Consider the following 15,084-nt stretch of genomic DNA (forward strand, 5'->3'; position numbering starts at 1 on the left):
CGAAGACAAGAAGCAACTGAGAAGAAAGGACAGGGGATATGTCAAAGATTAAGGTAATGACGATATTCGGGGTAAGACCCGAGGCGATCAAGATGGCGCCGCTTGTTCTTGAGCTTCAGAAGCATTCCGAGCATATCGAGTCGCTTGTATGCGTAACGGCGCAGCACCGTGAGCTTCTGGATCAGGTGCTCGAGGTGTTCAAGATTGTGCCGGACTATGATCTGGATGTCATGAAGAACCGCCAGACACTGAATGAAATCAGTATCCGTGTACTTGAAGGACTCGAGCCCGTTCTGCGGGAGGCGAAGCCTGATCTTGTACTGGTTCATGGCGATACGCTGACCACATTCCTCGCCAGCTACGCTTCCTTCCTGCAGCAAATCCAGGTTGGACATGTCGAAGCCGGGCTCCGGACATGGAACAAGCTGTCTCCGTATCCAGAGGAGATGAACCGTCAATTGACCGGCGTTCTGGCCGACCTGCACTTTGCTCCGACCGACTGGTCTGCGGGTAATTTGAGACATGAAAACAAAAAAGAATCAAGTGTTTATATCACAGGCAATACCGTGACCGATGTGTTTCAATATACCGTACAGCCGGGCTACCGGCATCCTGTACTGGATTGGGCACAAGGAAAAAGGCTTATACTGATGACGGCGCACCGCAGGGAATCCCAAGGCGAACCGCACCGTCATATTTTCCGTGCCGTGAAACGCATTGCTGATGAGTTCGAAGATGTAGCCATCTGTTATCCCGTACACCCGAGTCCGGCCGTGAAGGAACCGGCATACGAGATATTGGGCAATCATCCCCGAATCAAGCTGATCGATCCGCTGGATGTCGTGGACTTGCATAATTTCTATCCGCATACTCACCTGATTTTAACCGATTCCGGCGGCTTGCAGGAAGAAGCTCCCTCATTTGGAGTTCCTGTTCTCGTGCTGCGCGATACCACGGAGCGCCCGGAAGGCATCGAGGCTGGAACGTTGGAACTGGTTGGTACGGACGAGGAGAAGGTGTATCAACGGACACATGCGTTGTTGACTGATCAGGACCTCTATCAGTCGATGAGCCGGGCCGCCAACCCGTACGGAGATGGCCGAGCATCAGGACGAATTGTCAGCGCGATTTTGCACCACTTTGGGGTGAACAAGAATCGCCCAGAACAATTTCACAGAATGTTCACAGATGCTGAAAAAGTGTCAGAAGCCAATCTGTAAAAAGGTTTTCAAAAAAGCATACAGTAAAACTGTCCGGTTTATCTGGATTTGTAACGTTTTGCTGTGATTATTTTCATAGTTTCAGCCGATATTAACCCGGCAATGGCTACGTTGACAAACTCTTGTAACATTCAGTAAAATGAATTGGAATTCCAAGGGTGGGATACTATGAAACAGCCGGAACAACCTAATAATGGAGACCGAAACCCCGGAAGATCTCTACAGGCAATGGGACTTGTGACAGCGATCGGAGTCGATCTTGCCGGCTGTACGCTGGGCGGCTATTATCTTGGGAACTGGCTTGGAGACAAGTGGGGCAATCCCGGACTCTGGATTGGCGCAGGCGTTCTCTTCGGCATGCTGTCGGGAGCGTTGAGCATTGTTTCCATAATCAAAAAGGTGATGAGGGACAACAATGAATGACACTTCCAAGCTGAACAAGCTTATGTTTATGACAATCATGGCGATAATTGCCGTCTGCTTCATTATTGCGGAGATCATGCCCCATAGACGAACGGTCTTTCACGGGATCGTTCTTGGTGCTTCGGTCAGTTGTCTCAATGTGTTGTACATGGCTTACAAAGTTCGGAAAATTACAAACGCCGCTGCCGGAGGAAGCAAGAAAGGGGCAACCCTTGGATTCGGCGTCAGAGTGGCTACCTCTATTCTCGCGATTGTGCTTGCGCTGGAATACCCTCACTATTTTAATGAACTCGCCGTATGTGCGAGCTTGGTGGCGGGACAGTTCATGCTCTTTATCGTTGGATTTATTATGGTATTAAATGAGGATTGAACCTTGCTGCTGAGAAAGGGGTGAGAAACATGATACATGAATCACCGATCATTGAATTGGGCGGGCTTCAATTTGACCTCTCCATCGTCTTGATGCTTGTTGTGACTTGCACCATCGTATTTGTCATCGCCCGTCTGGCAACACGCAATCTGTCCGTTGAGAATCCGGGCAAGATGCAGAACTTTATGGAATGGGTCGTCGAATTCGTTCAAGGTCTGATTTCAAGCACTATGGATTTGAAGAAGGGCAAGCCATTTCTTTCACTGGGAATGACGCTCATCATGTTTATTTTTGTCGGCAATATGCTTGGACTGCCTTTCGGGATTGTGACTGAGTATACGGATGCCAGCAAGGCCCATATTTTTGGACATGAGCTTGTAACCGTAACAGAGAAGCTGCATGCGGATCAAGCAGCTAATCCTGGAGAAGAAGCGGAAGTCGGAGTCGCCTGGTGGAAATCGCCGACGGCTGATGCGTCCGTATCCATGGGATTGGCGGGAATGATCTTCGTACTCGTTCACTTCCTTGGCATAACGCGCAATACGAAAGGTTACTTCAAGCATTATTTGCAGCCTTTCGCGTTCTTCTTGCCCATCAATCTGATCGAGCAGTTCTCCAAATTGCTGACGCACGGCATGCGTCTATTCGGCAACATCTTTGCCGGCGAGGTGCTGATATCCGTCCTGATTACACTAGGATCAAGCAGTATTGTTGGAGCGGTTGCCTCCATACCTTTGCTGATGATCTGGCAGGGCTTCAGTATATTTGTCGGTTCAATCCAGGCGTTCGTCTTCACCATTCTAACGTTCGTATACATTTCGCAAGCGATCGATACGCATGAAGAGCATTAATTCCGGACAGGAACGCTTCGGCGACTGTCTTGAAATAAACACCAACATTACAGATCTCTAAGGAGGATTTATCAAATGGGAGTTATGGCATACATCGCGGCTGCAATCGCGGTAGGTTTGGGCGCTCTTGGCGCCGGTATCGGTAACGGTCTGATCGTAAGTAAAACGGTAGAAGGTATCGCCCGTCAGCCTGAAGCTAAGTCCACGCTGCAGACTACAATGTTTATCGGTGTAGGTCTGGTTGAAGCACTGCCGATTATCGGTGTCGTTCTTGCCTTCATTTTCTACGCAAACGCTGGAGCATAATCCGAATTCCAAAGACATGGCGGGGAAGGCCACGGCCCTCCGCGCTTTCTTTTTGGCTCAAGATCTGTCCACTGGGTGGATAATGAAGTTACTGGAAAGGAGTGACCCACGTGCATTTTTCATTCACATCTCTCGCCCTTGCGCTGATCGCTTTCCTGATCTTGTATTTCCTGCTCAACAAGTATGCATTCGGACCATTGTTCTCCGTCATGGAGAAACGCCGCGAGCTTGTCTTGCAGCAGATTAACGAAGCTTCGCAGACTCGGGAGCAGGCGGTCGCTTATGTAGAAGAACAGAAGCAGGCGCTCCAGGATGCGCGCAAGGAAGCTTACGATATCATCGAGCAGTCCAGACAGACGAGCACGAAGCAAACCGAACAGCTCCTCGAGCAGGCCAAGTCGGAAGCGGCCCGCATCAAGGATGAGGCTGTACGCGATATTCAGAACGAGAAGGACAAGGCCGTCGAGGCGCTTCGCAGCGAGCTCGGATCGGCTTCTGTCAAAATCGCATCCAAGCTGCTTGAGAAGGAAGTCAGCTCGGACGCCGCGCAGGAGGAACTCGTTGATCAATACCTCAAAGAGGTTGGGGGCAGATCATGAGTCAGGATACGGTAGTCGCCAAGAGATACGCGAAGGCTTTGTTCGAGGTAGCCTTGGAGGAGAACAAGACGATGGAAGTGGAAGAGGAGCTGAAGGCTCTTGTATCCGCACTTGCATCCGACTCCGACCTTGGCCGCTTCATCAGCACCCCGAAGATCTCCGGGGAAGACAAGCTGGCCGTGCTCAAGAAGGCGCTGGAAGGCAAACTGTCGAGTATTGTGATCAATACGGTTGAGCTCCTGGTGGAGCGCGGCAGAATGAGCATTCTGGCTGAACTTCTGGAGAGCTATATCAAGATCGAAGGCGAGAGCCTTGGCCTCGCCGACGCTACCGTGTATTCCACGTATGAGCTGGACGAACGGGAGCTTAACACGGTTGCCGAAGAGTTCGGCACTTTGTCAGGCCGCAAGATCCGCGCAACGAATGTTATCGACAAGAGTCTGCTTGGGGGACTTAAGGTTGTTATCGGCGATACGCTGTATGACGGCAGCCTCTCCGGCAAGCTGGAACGTCTGGAAAAATCTTTTAACGATAAGCACAGAAGATAGGGGTGAGCGTACTTGAGCATCAGACCTGAAGAAATCAGCACTTTGATTAAAAGTCAGATCGAGCAGTATAAATCCGATATTGAAGTAGCCGAAATCGGAACCGTTATTCAAGTCGGCGACGGGATCGCCCGTGTACACGGTCTGGAAAATGCAATGGCCGGCGAGCTGCTGGAGTTCTCCAACGGTGTCGTAGGCATGGCGCTCAATTTGGAAGAAAGCAACGTCGGTGTCGTTATCCTCGGCGAGTACACCGAAATTCGTGAAGGCGACCAAGTGAAGCGTACGGGACGCATCATGCAGGTTCCGGTTGGCGAAGCCCTTCTGGGACGCGTCGTGAACCCGCTCGGTCAGCCGCTGGACGGCAAAGGCCCGATTCAAACGACAGAATTCCGTCCGGTTGAGAACAACGCTCCTGGCGTTATCGATCGTAAATCGGTGCATGAACCGATGCAGACCGGTCTGAAAGCTATCGACTCCATGGTTCCGATCGGCCGCGGACAACGCGAGCTGATTATCGGCGACCGTCAAACCGGTAAGACCGCGATTGCGATCGATGCCATCATCAACCAAAAGGGCAACGGAATGAAATGTATCTACGTTGCCATCGGACAAAAACAATCCACAGTAGCGCAAGTTGTCGAAACGCTGCGCCGCCACGGTGCGCTGGAGTACACGATTGTCGTTACCGCTTCGGCTTCCGAGCCATCTCCACTGCTCTATATTGCTCCGTATGCGGGCTGCGCAATGGGCGAGTACTTCATGTACAAGGGCGAGCACGTTCTCGTTATCTATGATGACTTGTCCAAGCAAGCTGCGGCTTACCGTGAACTGTCCCTGCTGCTCCGCCGTCCACCGGGCCGTGAAGCATTCCCGGGCGACGTCTTCTATCTGCATTCCCGCCTTCTGGAACGCGCAGCCAAGCTGAGCGACGCACTCGGCGGCGGTTCGCTGACGGCTCTGCCGTTCATCGAAACCCAGGCTTCCGACGTATCTGCTTACATTCCGACTAACGTAATCTCCATCACCGACGGTCAGATCTTCCTGGAATCCGATCTCTTCTACTCCGGTCAACGCCCAGCTATCAACGTCGGTATCTCCGTATCCCGCGTAGGCGGTTCCGCGCAGATCAAGGCTATGAAGAAGGTTGCCGGTTCTCTCCGTCTGGACCTTGCCCAGTATCGCGAGCTGCAGGCTTTTGCCCAGTTCGGCTCCGATCTGGATAAATCCACCCAGGCCCGTCTGAACCGCGGCGCACGGATGATGGAAATCCTGAAGCAGGGGGTCAACCAACCTCTGTCCGTCGAACATCAGGTTATCAGCTTGTACACGGCGGTTAAGGGCTTCCTGGATGATATCCCGGTTAAGGACGTTAAACGCTTCGAACGGGAATTCCTCTCCTACATGGACAGCAATGTGCCGCAAGTGGCCGCTTCCATTACGGAAACGAAGGACCTGACTGCTGATAACGAGAATGCCCTTAAGGCTGCGATCGAACAGTTCAAAAAGAGCTTCGCCACCAGCTGATTTAAGCCTGGAGCGAATGACATAAATGCAAGAGACCGGACCGGCTGACTGTCTGTCCGGCAAATTCCGGCGAGGCCGACCGTTTCGGCTTCGTCCAAGGCACAGATTACGCTTACGAAGCCAGCTTTGGCTTCGCCAAAGCACAGATTATGCTAACGAAGCCAGCTTTGGCTTCGCCAAAGCTTATAGGTGGTGAAATCATGGCAAGAAGCATGCGTGATATCAAACGTCAAATCAAAAGCGTCCAGAACACGAGACAAATCACCAAAGCGATGGAAATGGTCGCCGCCTCCAAGCTGAGAAAAGCGCAGGAGAAGGCGGAAGCAGCCCGTCCCTATTCGCAGAAGCTGAAAGAAGTCGTGTCGAATATCGCCTCCGGAACGAATGGTGTCAAGCATCCGATGCTGGTGAGCCGTCCTGTTAAAAAGACCGGCTACATTGTTGTCACTTCAGACCGCGGTCTCGCAGGGGGCTACAACGCCAACATTTTGCGGAAAGTGACGACTCTGATCCAGGAGCGCCACAAATCGGCTGATGAGTATGGAATTTTCGTTATCGGACGCAAGGGCCGCGACTTTCTGAAACGCCGGAACTATCCGATCGTGGAAGAAGTGACGGAGCTCTCCGATACGCCTTCCTTCGCCGACATCAAGGCGATCGCCTATTCGGCGGTTGGCCAATTCGAGCAGGGACAGTTCGACGAAATTTTCATCTGCTACAATGTGTTCGTGAATCCGATCAGCCAGATTCCGACAGTGGAACGTCTGCTTCCAATGGACGGCGTAGGTGAGGCGGCGAAAGACAGCCAGACCCACGAGCTGAAAGCAGGCTATGAATATGAGCCTTCGCCTGAAGGCGTGCTGGAAGTGCTGCTTCCGAAGTATGCGGAGACGCTGATTTACAGCGCGATTCTGGACGGCAAAGCTAGTGAGCTTGGTGCGAAGATGACCGCGATGGGCAGCGCGACCAAGAATGCGTCGAAGATGATCGGCAATCTGACGTTGACCTACAACCGTGCCCGCCAGGCGGCGATTACCCAGGAAATAACCGAAATCGTTGCCGGTGCGAACGCGCAGTCTTAAGACGGATCGGCTAGGCGGCGCCGCCTAAGGGTTATGACTTGTTCCACAAACGGAAGCCCTCCTCTTTCAGAGGAAGACGAAGCCGTTTCTTTTATTGAGGTAACAGTTTTCAAGGAGGGAAACATAGATGAACGTAGGACGCGTAGTAAGCATTATGGGTCCGGTTGTCGACATTGAGTTTCAGCGCGGACAGCTGCCTGAAATTTTCAATGCGGTCAAAATCGGAGCCAACGCAGAGCATGGACGCGACAAAGAGCTGACCCTGGAAGTGTCCAACCATCTGGGCGATAATCTGGTTCGTTGTATCGCCATGTCCTCCACGGACGGACTGGTCCGCGGCGTGGATGCAGTAGACCAAGGAGCCCCGATTTCCGTTCCCGTCGGTGATATTACGCTCGGCCGGGTATTTAACGTACTGGGCGATGCCATTGATAATGGTGAACCTATCACTGGGGCGCAGAAGAACCCGATCCACCGTATTGCTCCGACCTTTGACGAGCTGTCGACGCAAGCTGAGATTCTGGAGACCGGAATCAAAGTTATCGACCTGCTCGCTCCTTACGCCAAGGGCGGTAAGATCGGCCTGTTCGGCGGTGCCGGCGTAGGCAAGACCGTAACGATCCAGGAATTGATCAACAATATCGCCCAGGAACATGGCGGTATCTCCGTATTCGCGGGTGTTGGCGAACGTACCCGTGAAGGGAATGACCTTTACGGTGAAATGACCGAATCCGGCGTTATCAAGAAGACGGCGATGGTGTTCGGACAGATGAACGAACCGCCAGGCGCACGTCTGCGCGTAGCACTGACGGGTCTGACCATGGCGGAATACTTCCGCGATGTGGAAGGACGCGATACGCTGCTCTTCATCGACAACATCTTCCGCTTCACGCAAGCAGGTTCCGAAGTATCCGCTCTGCTCGGCCGCATGCCGTCCGCGGTAGGTTACCAGCCTACGCTGGCAACGGAAATGGGTCAGCTTCAGGAACGGATCACTTCCACCAAGAAAGGCTCGGTTACTTCGATCCAGGCGATTTACGTGCCGGCGGATGACTATACCGACCCGGCTCCGGCGACGGCCTTCGCTCACTTGGATGCGACGACCAACCTGGAACGTAAAATCTCTGAAAAAGGCATTTTCCCGGCCGTTGACCCGCTGGCATCCAGCTCGCGTATTCTGGCGCCGGAAATTGTCGGAGAAGAGCATTACAATGTAGCTCAGGGCGTGAAGCAGCTGCTTCAGCGTTACACCGAGCTTCAGGATATTATCGCTATCCTCGGTATGGATGAGCTGAGCGAGGAAGATAAGCTGATCGTGTCCCGTGCCCGCAAGGTGGAACGTTTCCTGTCGCAGCCTTTCCACGTGGCCGAACAGTTTACGGGTTTCAAGGGCGCTTACGTGCCGATCAATGAAACTGTCCGCAGCTTCAAGGAAATTCTGGAAGGCAAGCACGACGATCTTCCGGAAGCCGCGTTCCTGTTCGTAGGTACAATCGAGCAAGCGGTGGAGAAGGCCAAAACGCTGTAAACCTGAAGGGTTGAGGAGGATTTCGAAGTGAACACTTTTATGTTGGAAATTGTCACGCCGGATCACCTCGTATACGCCAAGCAGGTATACAGCTTGACCGTACGGGGAGCAGAAGGCGATCTGGGCATTCTGCCCGGACATGTTCCGCTTGTGACTCCGCTTCAGGTAGCGCCGATGACCATCAAATCGGAAGCTGGCGTAACCACGGTCGCCGTTCACGGCGGTTTCGTTGAAGTGCATAAGGATAAAGTGACCGTACTGGCGGAAAGCGCCGAGCTTCCCAGTGATATCGACCTCGAGCGCGCCGAGGCTGCCAAGGAGCGCGCACAGCGTCGCCTGCAGGTTCGGGGCAAGCAGGATGAGATTGACCATCGCCGGGCTGAGCTTGCGCTTCAGCGGGCGGTTACACGGATTAAGGTGTCCACTAGTAAAGGACAGCAATGAATCAAAGGAGCAGATCGGACGATGTCCGGTCTGCTCCTTTTTTTTGCATACCAAATATGTTCGTTATAAGAAAATTCTCGTTCGCAATATGACTTGAATAAATGTCAAAGTTCTAACAAACGGTGTCATTTTGTAACTTCCTGGAGGACAGCGGATATGATAGCGTTTTATTGGAGATTTTAACGAAAAAAATTGTAAAAGGACTGGATTCTTTTCCACTACGCAAGTATGATATAAGAGTCGATTTCCAAGGGCGATACCGTCTGGGGGGGTTAGGATGGATAATCTCGTAAATGCAGATTTAACCGGCTCGATCGGAATCAGCGGCCTGCTGTCATTGGCCGTCTCGCTGATATGTGTTGCGATATCGTGGTGGGCTCTGCAGAACTTTAAGCTGGAGTTATTCATAAGATATCCTAAGAGTCCGCAAGGTCGGCTGCTGCATCTGCTGCTTGCCATTGTGCTGGGGCATTTTGTAGCGGGCTTTCTGCTGGATTATTTGGGATACAGTACCCAAATCCGCCATATGTTTTGACGGAAGACGGTTCGGTTATTAATGTCGTAGACCGGATTCGCCAAGAACTGCCGCATAATAACATTTTTTTTAGACAAAACTTAAATTAACAGTTGTCCCAAGGATCAACACCTGAAGGTGCTTTATGGCACCACATGGTTCACGTTTATCGTGAATCTCATCATTTCAGGCCTGGTCGGGGACCAAGCAGCGGAAATCGAAGCAAGAAGCCAAATTAATTATTACCTTAACTTTTTACTTTAAAAAATTAAACAAGCAAGGATATGAAGAATGACATGCAGGTCAGTGAAAATAATGGACGCGGAGGGAACCCAAAAATGAGCAAATTTATCGTCCGCGGTGGCAACCGATTGACCGGGAGCGTTAAAGTAAGCGGCGCTAAAAATTCCGTACTACCGATCATAGCCGCCTCTCTGTTGGCAGAAGAAGGAGAAAGCGTCATTATCGACGCACCTCCGCTGGATGATGTAATGACGATCAGCAAAGTGCTGGAATCTCTGGGGGCGGGAGTTACATATCATGACGATATAATCCAGGTGGATGCCCGAACGATCTCTACCTGTGAGGCGCCATACGAGTGGGTACGCAAGATGCGTGCTTCTTTCCTTGTCATGGGACCTCTTTTATCCCGAATGGGCCGTACAAGAATTTCTCTGCCCGGCGGTTGCGCGATCGGTACGCGTCCAATCGACCAGCATCTGAAGGGCTTTGAAGCGCTCGGGGCCGAAATTAATCTCGGCCAAGGCTACATTGAGGCCAAGAGCAACGGGCGTCTGCGTGGAGCGAAGATCTATCTGGACGTCGCCAGCGTGGGTGCAACGGAGAATATTATGATGGCCGCTTCTCTGGCGGAAGGCGTCACGACAATCGAGAATGCCGCCAAAGAGCCGGAGATCGTAGACCTGGCCAATTACCTGAACAGCATGGGAGCCATTGTGCGCGGCGCCGGAACGGGAGTCATCCGGATCGAAGGCGTGGAGCGTCTGCATGGGGTTAAACATAATGTCATTCCGGACCGGATCGAAGCCGGTACCTATATGGCGGCTGCCGCCATTACAGGGGGAGACGTGTTCGTAGAGGGCGCAATCGCCGATCATCTCGGACCTGTCATTGCCAAAATGGAGGAAATGGGCGTTACCATTATTCCAAGCGATAACGGAATCCGCGTCATCAGCGACAAGCCTCTGAAGGCTGTCGATGTGAAAACTTTGCCTTACCCGGGCTTCCCGACGGATATGCAGTCGCAGATGATGGCGCTTCTGCTTCGTTCGGAGGGCACGAGCGTCGTTACGGAGACAGTCTTTGAGAACCGTTTCATGCATGTTGAAGAGTTCCAGCATATGAACGCCGAGATCAAGGTCGAGGGCCGTACGGCAATTGTTACCGGCAACGCCCGTCTCGTTGGCGCCAAAGTGTGCGCGACAGACCTGCGCGCCGGAGCTGCCTTGATCCTTGCAGGCCTTGTGGCTGAGGGAACAACAGAAGTAAGCGGAACCCATCACATTGACCGGGGTTATGTTCACCTGGCAGAGAAGCTGTCGGGTCTTGGCGCCGACATCTGGCGCGTATCGTTGGAAGACAGTGTACCGGAAGCTGCGAAGGAAGAAACGGTCAAACCCGAACCCTCCCGTGCAGCTGTGCTGAAGGAAGAAGCGCCGGGACGTTTTCAGATACAGCCGAGCTGGGTGTAAGCAGAGCTGATCCAGCCTATCGAAGCTCGCTAATTCTATCCTCAATCGGTCTATTATAGCAATTGAAATCATTCTTTTTTCTACGGAGCATTTTGCTTAAGTACATGGAAGTTTCGAGTTATGCAAAATACGAATTGAAGTCCGGCCTGGGCCGGGCTTCTTTTTCATGTCTGGGGTTCCCAGATAGATTATAGATCCGGCACCTTAAAATCGCCTGAATCCTTCACGCCCTGGGGGGCCAGAACTCCGCCTTTCTTGCAATCTGCGTTCTAGCAATGTCGCGGGACTCATATCCTATTATTGAGCACAGAGAACAAGGGAGGCGGAAGAGATGAAAGATTTCCGGACCTGGTCCCTTCGGGCCGCCCGGAAGCTCCGGCGGCGCAGGCTTCGCCTCGGCCGGCGCCGGCCAAGCCCGCGGCCGAGGAGCCGGCTCGCGGCCGCCGCCTGGCTGGCCGCGCCGCTGCTCGCCGGGCTGCTGCTGCCGCTCGCCGTGGTGCATCTGCATCACGGCACGGCGCAGCCCGGGCCCGGCGGCCCGAAGCCCGCCGCCTCGGCCGCGGCGGGGCCCTCGGCTGCGCCCGAAGCGGAAGCCGCGCAGCCGAAGGTGTCCGTGTATTTGTCCGCGACCGGACAAATCGAGACGCTGCCGCTGGAGGACTACGTCACCGGCGTCGTGGCGGCCGAAATGCCGGTCAGCTTTGAGCTTGAAGCGCTCAAAGCCCAGGCCGTCGCGGCCCGCACCTTCATCTTGCGCCGGCTGCTGGCCGGCGACCACAGCGGCGTTCCCGGAGGCGCAGCCGATGTGACCGATACGGTCGCTCATCAGGCGTATCTGTCATCAGCCGAACTGGAACGCCGGTTCACGAAGGCCGGTCGGTCTGACGACCTGGCTAAACTCCGCCGCGCTGCGCTTGAGACTCGCGGCGTCGTAATGACCTACCGGGGTGCGCCGATCACGGCATCCTTCTTCTCCTCCAGCGGAGGCTATACCGAGAACTCCGAGGATTACTGGAAGAATGCCGTTCCTTATCTGCGCAGCGTAGCCAGCCCATGGGACCGCGATGTGGACCCGCAGCTTGCGATGACCGCGACCTTCACTCCGGCAGAGCTGCGGGAGAAGTTAGGCGTGAGCAGTCAAGGTGCAAGCGAGGTTGCTATGACAGGACAAGGAGTGAGGCTGAGACCGGTGCCGCTTGCGGCAGAGAGTGGAGGCTCAGGAATGCCTGTTATGAAGATTCTGTCGGTGACCGCAGGGCATCGGGTGAAAGAGATTTCGATAGACGGCCAGGTCTTCACGGGCCGGGAAGTCCGGGAGAAGCTCGGGCTTCGCTCCAGCCAGTTCACCTGGATGATCAAGGACGGGAGCATTGCCATCACGACGTACGGCAACGGTCATGGTGTCGGAATGAGCCAGTGGGGAGCCGACGGCATGGCCAAAGAAGGCGCAACCGCGACCGCGATTCTCAAACACTATTACAGCGGAATTTCGTTCACGCAAGTCTCGACTCTTTTGAAAAAATAAAGTGAAAGAAACGTATAAAAGAAGATACCCCGGTAACACTGGTTACTGAGGTGATCGCAAATGAATGAACAAAACAAAAATCAACCCTCCACTGAAGATTCTCTCAAAACCAAATCTAATTCGGGAGAAACGGGCCGCAAGCCTTCTTCATGGAACAGACTGTTCAGAAAACGCTGGGTATTTCCAGCAGTCTACACGGCAGCAGCGGCAATCATACTAACCTTGGTGTGGGTCTATCAGGATGCCGGCCACAAGCCGCTTTCGACAGACACCGCAGCCGTCGTTACGAATGATGTCAGCGGAGGCGACCAGAAGGCTGCTCAAGGTGACGCCAAGGATCCAAATGCACTGGAGGTAACTGCAACTGCCGAAAGTTTGGCATGGCCGGTAGCCGATCCTGCAAGCGTGGAGATCGTGAAGCCGTATTATGACGAGAAGGGCACAGAGCAGAATCACATCGAGGCTATGGTGCAGAGCGGCGATACGTTCACACCGAATACCGGCATCGACCTGGCCCGCCAGGACAACAAGACGTTTGATGTGAAGTCCGCTGTCAGCGGCGAAGTCACCCGGGTGGAGGATGTTCCGACGCTCGGTACCGTAATCGAAGTCGATCAGGGCAATCTGAAGACGGTTTATCAAAGCCTTGGAGATGCCAAGGTGAAGCAGGGCGACCAGGTGAAGCAGGGCGATACGCTTGCAAGCGCGGGTCGCAACGAGATGGAGAAGGATCTGGGCAACCACGTTCATTTCGAGGTATACCAGGACGGCAAGCTTGTGAATCCTTCCGATCTGCTTCCGCAAAAATAACGGCTAACCGCCAAGCGGCGGGACCTCAGGTCCCGCCGCTTTTTTTGTATGCCCGTACTTAGGACATCCTTCCCATCCTTTGCCTTCCTTCTGGTACGGTTGTCCCGGAAATAAAATGCGGCTTCCCCGGCCCGTCCTCCCGGCAAACCGCGAATATATAGGCCCGCCCCTCATATAATGTACCAAACTATCCACAGTTGGGAGGCGGGAGCGTGCACGATTACATCAAAGAACGTACCATAAAAATCGGACGCTGCATCGTGGAAACTAGGCATACGGTCCGAACGATAGCCAAAGAATTCGGCGTTTCCAAAAGTACGGTGCATAAAGATTTGACCGAGCGGCTGCCGGAGATCAATCCTGATCTGGCTGATCAGGTGAAACACATTTTGGAGTATCACAAATCGATCCGCCATCTTCGGGGGGGAGAGGCTACAAAAATCAAATATAAAAAAAACACCGGAAAGAAACGGGAGGTGGCAGTTGCGGCGAAGCCCTGACATAACGCGGATTTTAAGGTGATTTTAAGGCAGAATTGCATTGTATTTACCCCCTAAAGTATGGTAGTTTTAAAGTTGGTATCAAACCGTCGATTTGATCTAAAATAATACTTTGGGGGCTCTTTTATTATGCTTAGCAAGGACATCGGAATCGATCTCGGCACTGCCAATGTGCTTATTCATGTTAAAGGAAAAGGAGTCGTTCTGGATGAGCCTTCAGTAGTAACGCTGGAAAGCGATACGAAGAAGGTCCTTGCAGTAGGAGAGCAGGCCAGACGCATGGTCGGCCGCACCCCTGGCAACATCTCAACCATTCGTCCGCTCCGGGATGGCGTTATCGCCGATTTTGAGATCACGGAGACGATGCTGAAATATTTCATCGACCGCGTCGGGGGACGCAGCTGGTATTCGCGTCCGCGCATTTTGATCTGCGCACCTACGAATATCACCTCGGTTGAGCAGAAGTCCATCCGGGAAGCGGCCGAACGCAGCGGAGCCAAGGAAGTCTTCATGGAAGAAGAGCCGAAAGCCGCCGCAATCGGAGCGGGCATGGATATTTACCAACCTAGCGGAAATATGGTCGTCGACATCGGCGGCGGAACGACGGATGTAGCCGTGCTCTCCATGGGCGACGTCGTTACCGCCTCCTCCATTAAAATTGCGGGGGACAAGTTTGACGAGGCCATTTTAAAATATATCAAACAGAAATATAAGCTGCTGATCGGCGAGCGTACGGCGGAAGACATCAAGCTGAACATCGGCAATGTCCGCCCCGGCGGGACGCAGGCCGAGATGGACATCCGCGGCCGCGATATGGTAAGCGGGCTGCCCCAGACGCTGACCATCAGCTCTGCCGAAGTGCAGGAAGCGCTGTGGGACCCGGTATCGTCCATCGTGATAGCCGCGAAGACCGTGCTGGAACGGACGCCGCCGGAGCTGTCGGCAGATATTATCGACCGGGGCGTTGTGCTTACCGGGGGCGGAGCGCTGCTGACGGGATTGGACGAGCTGCTTGCCGAAGAGCTTCATGTTCCGGTATGGGTGGCGGAAGACCCAATGCACTGCGTGGTGAAGGGCACGGGAATTATGCTCGATCATTTGGACAGGGTTGTTAAGAAAAAGTTCTAA

17 protein-coding genes are annotated in these 15,084 nt (G+C 53.4%); all 17 read left to right on the forward strand.

Translation table 11 applies throughout. The annotated features are described in order from the left end of the window. Positions 1-38 precede the first annotated feature (38 nt). The 17 genes from wecB to mreB all read left to right on the forward strand — a co-directional run bounded on the left by wecB (position 39) and on the right by mreB (position 15,084). Positions 39-1,220, forward strand: a complete 1,182-nt coding sequence (wecB, locus tag KIH86_RS24990) for a non-hydrolyzing UDP-N-acetylglucosamine 2-epimerase (RefSeq protein ID WP_223081272.1) — start codon at positions 39-41, stop codon at positions 1,218-1,220. 228 nt (positions 1,221-1,448) lie between these two features. After that, positions 1,449-1,643, forward strand: coding sequence for an AtpZ/AtpI family protein (locus KIH86_RS24995; protein WP_235775592.1), 195 nt, complete (start codon positions 1,449-1,451; stop codon positions 1,641-1,643). Then, positions 1,636-2,013, forward strand: a complete 378-nt coding sequence (locus tag KIH86_RS25000; RefSeq protein ID WP_223081270.1) for an ATP synthase subunit I — start codon at positions 1,636-1,638, stop codon at positions 2,011-2,013. The genes KIH86_RS24995 and KIH86_RS25000 overlap by 8 nt, the downstream gene beginning before the upstream one ends. A gap of 29 nt (positions 2,014-2,042) precedes the next feature. Beyond that, on the forward strand, positions 2,043-2,864 hold the full coding sequence (gene atpB, locus KIH86_RS25005) for a F0F1 ATP synthase subunit A (RefSeq protein WP_223081269.1): 822 nt from the start codon (positions 2,043-2,045) through the stop codon (positions 2,862-2,864). Between the two features lie 75 nt (positions 2,865-2,939). Next, positions 2,940-3,170, forward strand: a complete 231-nt coding sequence (gene atpE, locus KIH86_RS25010) for a F0F1 ATP synthase subunit C (RefSeq protein ID WP_038699353.1) — start codon at positions 2,940-2,942, stop codon at positions 3,168-3,170. A gap of 110 nt (positions 3,171-3,280) precedes the next feature. Then, entirely contained in the window at positions 3,281-3,769 is a 489-nt protein-coding gene (gene atpF, locus KIH86_RS25015) for a F0F1 ATP synthase subunit B (RefSeq protein ID WP_223081268.1), read from the forward strand. After that, positions 3,766-4,317: a F0F1 ATP synthase subunit delta gene (locus tag KIH86_RS25020; RefSeq protein WP_223081267.1), complete on the forward strand. Its 552-nt coding sequence runs from the start codon at positions 3,766-3,768 to the stop codon at positions 4,315-4,317. The genes atpF and KIH86_RS25020 overlap by 4 nt, the downstream gene beginning before the upstream one ends. A 12-nt stretch (positions 4,318-4,329) precedes the next feature. Beyond that, a complete protein-coding gene (gene atpA / locus KIH86_RS25025) occupies positions 4,330-5,841 on the forward strand; it encodes a F0F1 ATP synthase subunit alpha (protein WP_223081266.1) in 1,512 nt (503 codons plus the stop codon). A 200-nt stretch (positions 5,842-6,041) separates the two neighbouring features. After that, positions 6,042-6,923, forward strand: coding sequence for an ATP synthase F1 subunit gamma (atpG, locus tag KIH86_RS25030; RefSeq protein ID WP_223081265.1), 882 nt, complete (start codon positions 6,042-6,044; stop codon positions 6,921-6,923). Between the two features lie 127 nt (positions 6,924-7,050). After that, entirely contained in the window at positions 7,051-8,451 is a 1,401-nt protein-coding gene (atpD, locus tag KIH86_RS25035; protein ID WP_223081264.1) for a F0F1 ATP synthase subunit beta, read from the forward strand. 27 nt (positions 8,452-8,478) lie between these two features. Beyond that, on the forward strand, positions 8,479-8,895 hold the full coding sequence (locus tag KIH86_RS25040; protein WP_223081263.1) for a F0F1 ATP synthase subunit epsilon: 417 nt from the start codon (positions 8,479-8,481) through the stop codon (positions 8,893-8,895). A gap of 277 nt (positions 8,896-9,172) precedes the next feature. Beyond that, positions 9,173-9,430, forward strand: a complete 258-nt coding sequence (locus KIH86_RS25045; protein WP_223081262.1) for a DUF1146 family protein — start codon at positions 9,173-9,175, stop codon at positions 9,428-9,430. Positions 9,431-9,747: 317 nt separating this feature from the next. Further along, positions 9,748-11,121, forward strand: coding sequence for a UDP-N-acetylglucosamine 1-carboxyvinyltransferase (gene murA, locus KIH86_RS25050; protein ID WP_223081261.1), 1,374 nt, complete (start codon positions 9,748-9,750; stop codon positions 11,119-11,121). 331 nt (positions 11,122-11,452) lie between these two features. After that, on the forward strand, positions 11,453-12,646 hold the full coding sequence (gene spoIID / locus KIH86_RS25055) for a stage II sporulation protein D (RefSeq protein WP_223081260.1): 1,194 nt from the start codon (positions 11,453-11,455) through the stop codon (positions 12,644-12,646). Between the two features lie 60 nt (positions 12,647-12,706). Then, a complete protein-coding gene (locus KIH86_RS25060; protein ID WP_223081259.1) occupies positions 12,707-13,456 on the forward strand; it encodes a M23 family metallopeptidase in 750 nt (249 codons plus the stop codon). A gap of 212 nt (positions 13,457-13,668) precedes the next feature. After that, the gene (gene spoIIID, locus KIH86_RS25065) at positions 13,669-13,956 is read left to right on the forward strand and encodes a sporulation transcriptional regulator SpoIIID (protein WP_038699334.1); all 288 of its coding nucleotides are present in this window, start codon (positions 13,669-13,671) and stop codon (positions 13,954-13,956) included. Positions 13,957-14,085: 129 nt separating this feature from the next. Next, the gene (gene mreB / locus KIH86_RS25070; protein WP_223081258.1) at positions 14,086-15,084 is read left to right on the forward strand and encodes a rod shape-determining protein; all 999 of its coding nucleotides are present in this window, start codon (positions 14,086-14,088) and stop codon (positions 15,082-15,084) included.

Source organism: Paenibacillus sinensis (assembly GCF_019904155.1).
Classification (GTDB): domain Bacteria; phylum Bacillota; class Bacilli; order Paenibacillales; family Paenibacillaceae; genus Paenibacillus_AQ; species Paenibacillus_AQ sinensis.

Coding starts and splice junctions, on each gene's coding strand:
- wecB (WP_223081272.1), top strand. CDS start 39: ATGTCAAAGATTAAGGTAATGACGATATTCGGGGTAAGACCCGAGGCG.
- KIH86_RS24995 (WP_235775592.1), top strand. CDS start 1,449: ATGGGACTTGTGACAGCGATCGGAGTCGATCTTGCCGGCTGTACGCTG.
- KIH86_RS25000 (WP_223081270.1), top strand. CDS start 1,636: ATGAATGACACTTCCAAGCTGAACAAGCTTATGTTTATGACAATCATG.
- atpB (WP_223081269.1), top strand. CDS start 2,043: ATGATACATGAATCACCGATCATTGAATTGGGCGGGCTTCAATTTGAC.
- atpE (WP_038699353.1), top strand. CDS start 2,940: ATGGGAGTTATGGCATACATCGCGGCTGCAATCGCGGTAGGTTTGGGC.
- KIH86_RS25020 (WP_223081267.1), top strand. CDS start 3,766: ATGAGTCAGGATACGGTAGTCGCCAAGAGATACGCGAAGGCTTTGTTC.
- atpG (WP_223081265.1), top strand. CDS start 6,042: ATGGCAAGAAGCATGCGTGATATCAAACGTCAAATCAAAAGCGTCCAG.
- atpD (WP_223081264.1), top strand. CDS start 7,051: ATGAACGTAGGACGCGTAGTAAGCATTATGGGTCCGGTTGTCGACATT.
- KIH86_RS25045 (WP_223081262.1), top strand. CDS start 9,173: ATGGATAATCTCGTAAATGCAGATTTAACCGGCTCGATCGGAATCAGC.
- murA (WP_223081261.1), top strand. CDS start 9,748: ATGAGCAAATTTATCGTCCGCGGTGGCAACCGATTGACCGGGAGCGTT.
- spoIID (WP_223081260.1), top strand. CDS start 11,453: ATGAAAGATTTCCGGACCTGGTCCCTTCGGGCCGCCCGGAAGCTCCGG.
- KIH86_RS25060 (WP_223081259.1), top strand. CDS start 12,707: ATGAATGAACAAAACAAAAATCAACCCTCCACTGAAGATTCTCTCAAA.
- mreB (WP_223081258.1), top strand. CDS start 14,086: ATGCTTAGCAAGGACATCGGAATCGATCTCGGCACTGCCAATGTGCTT.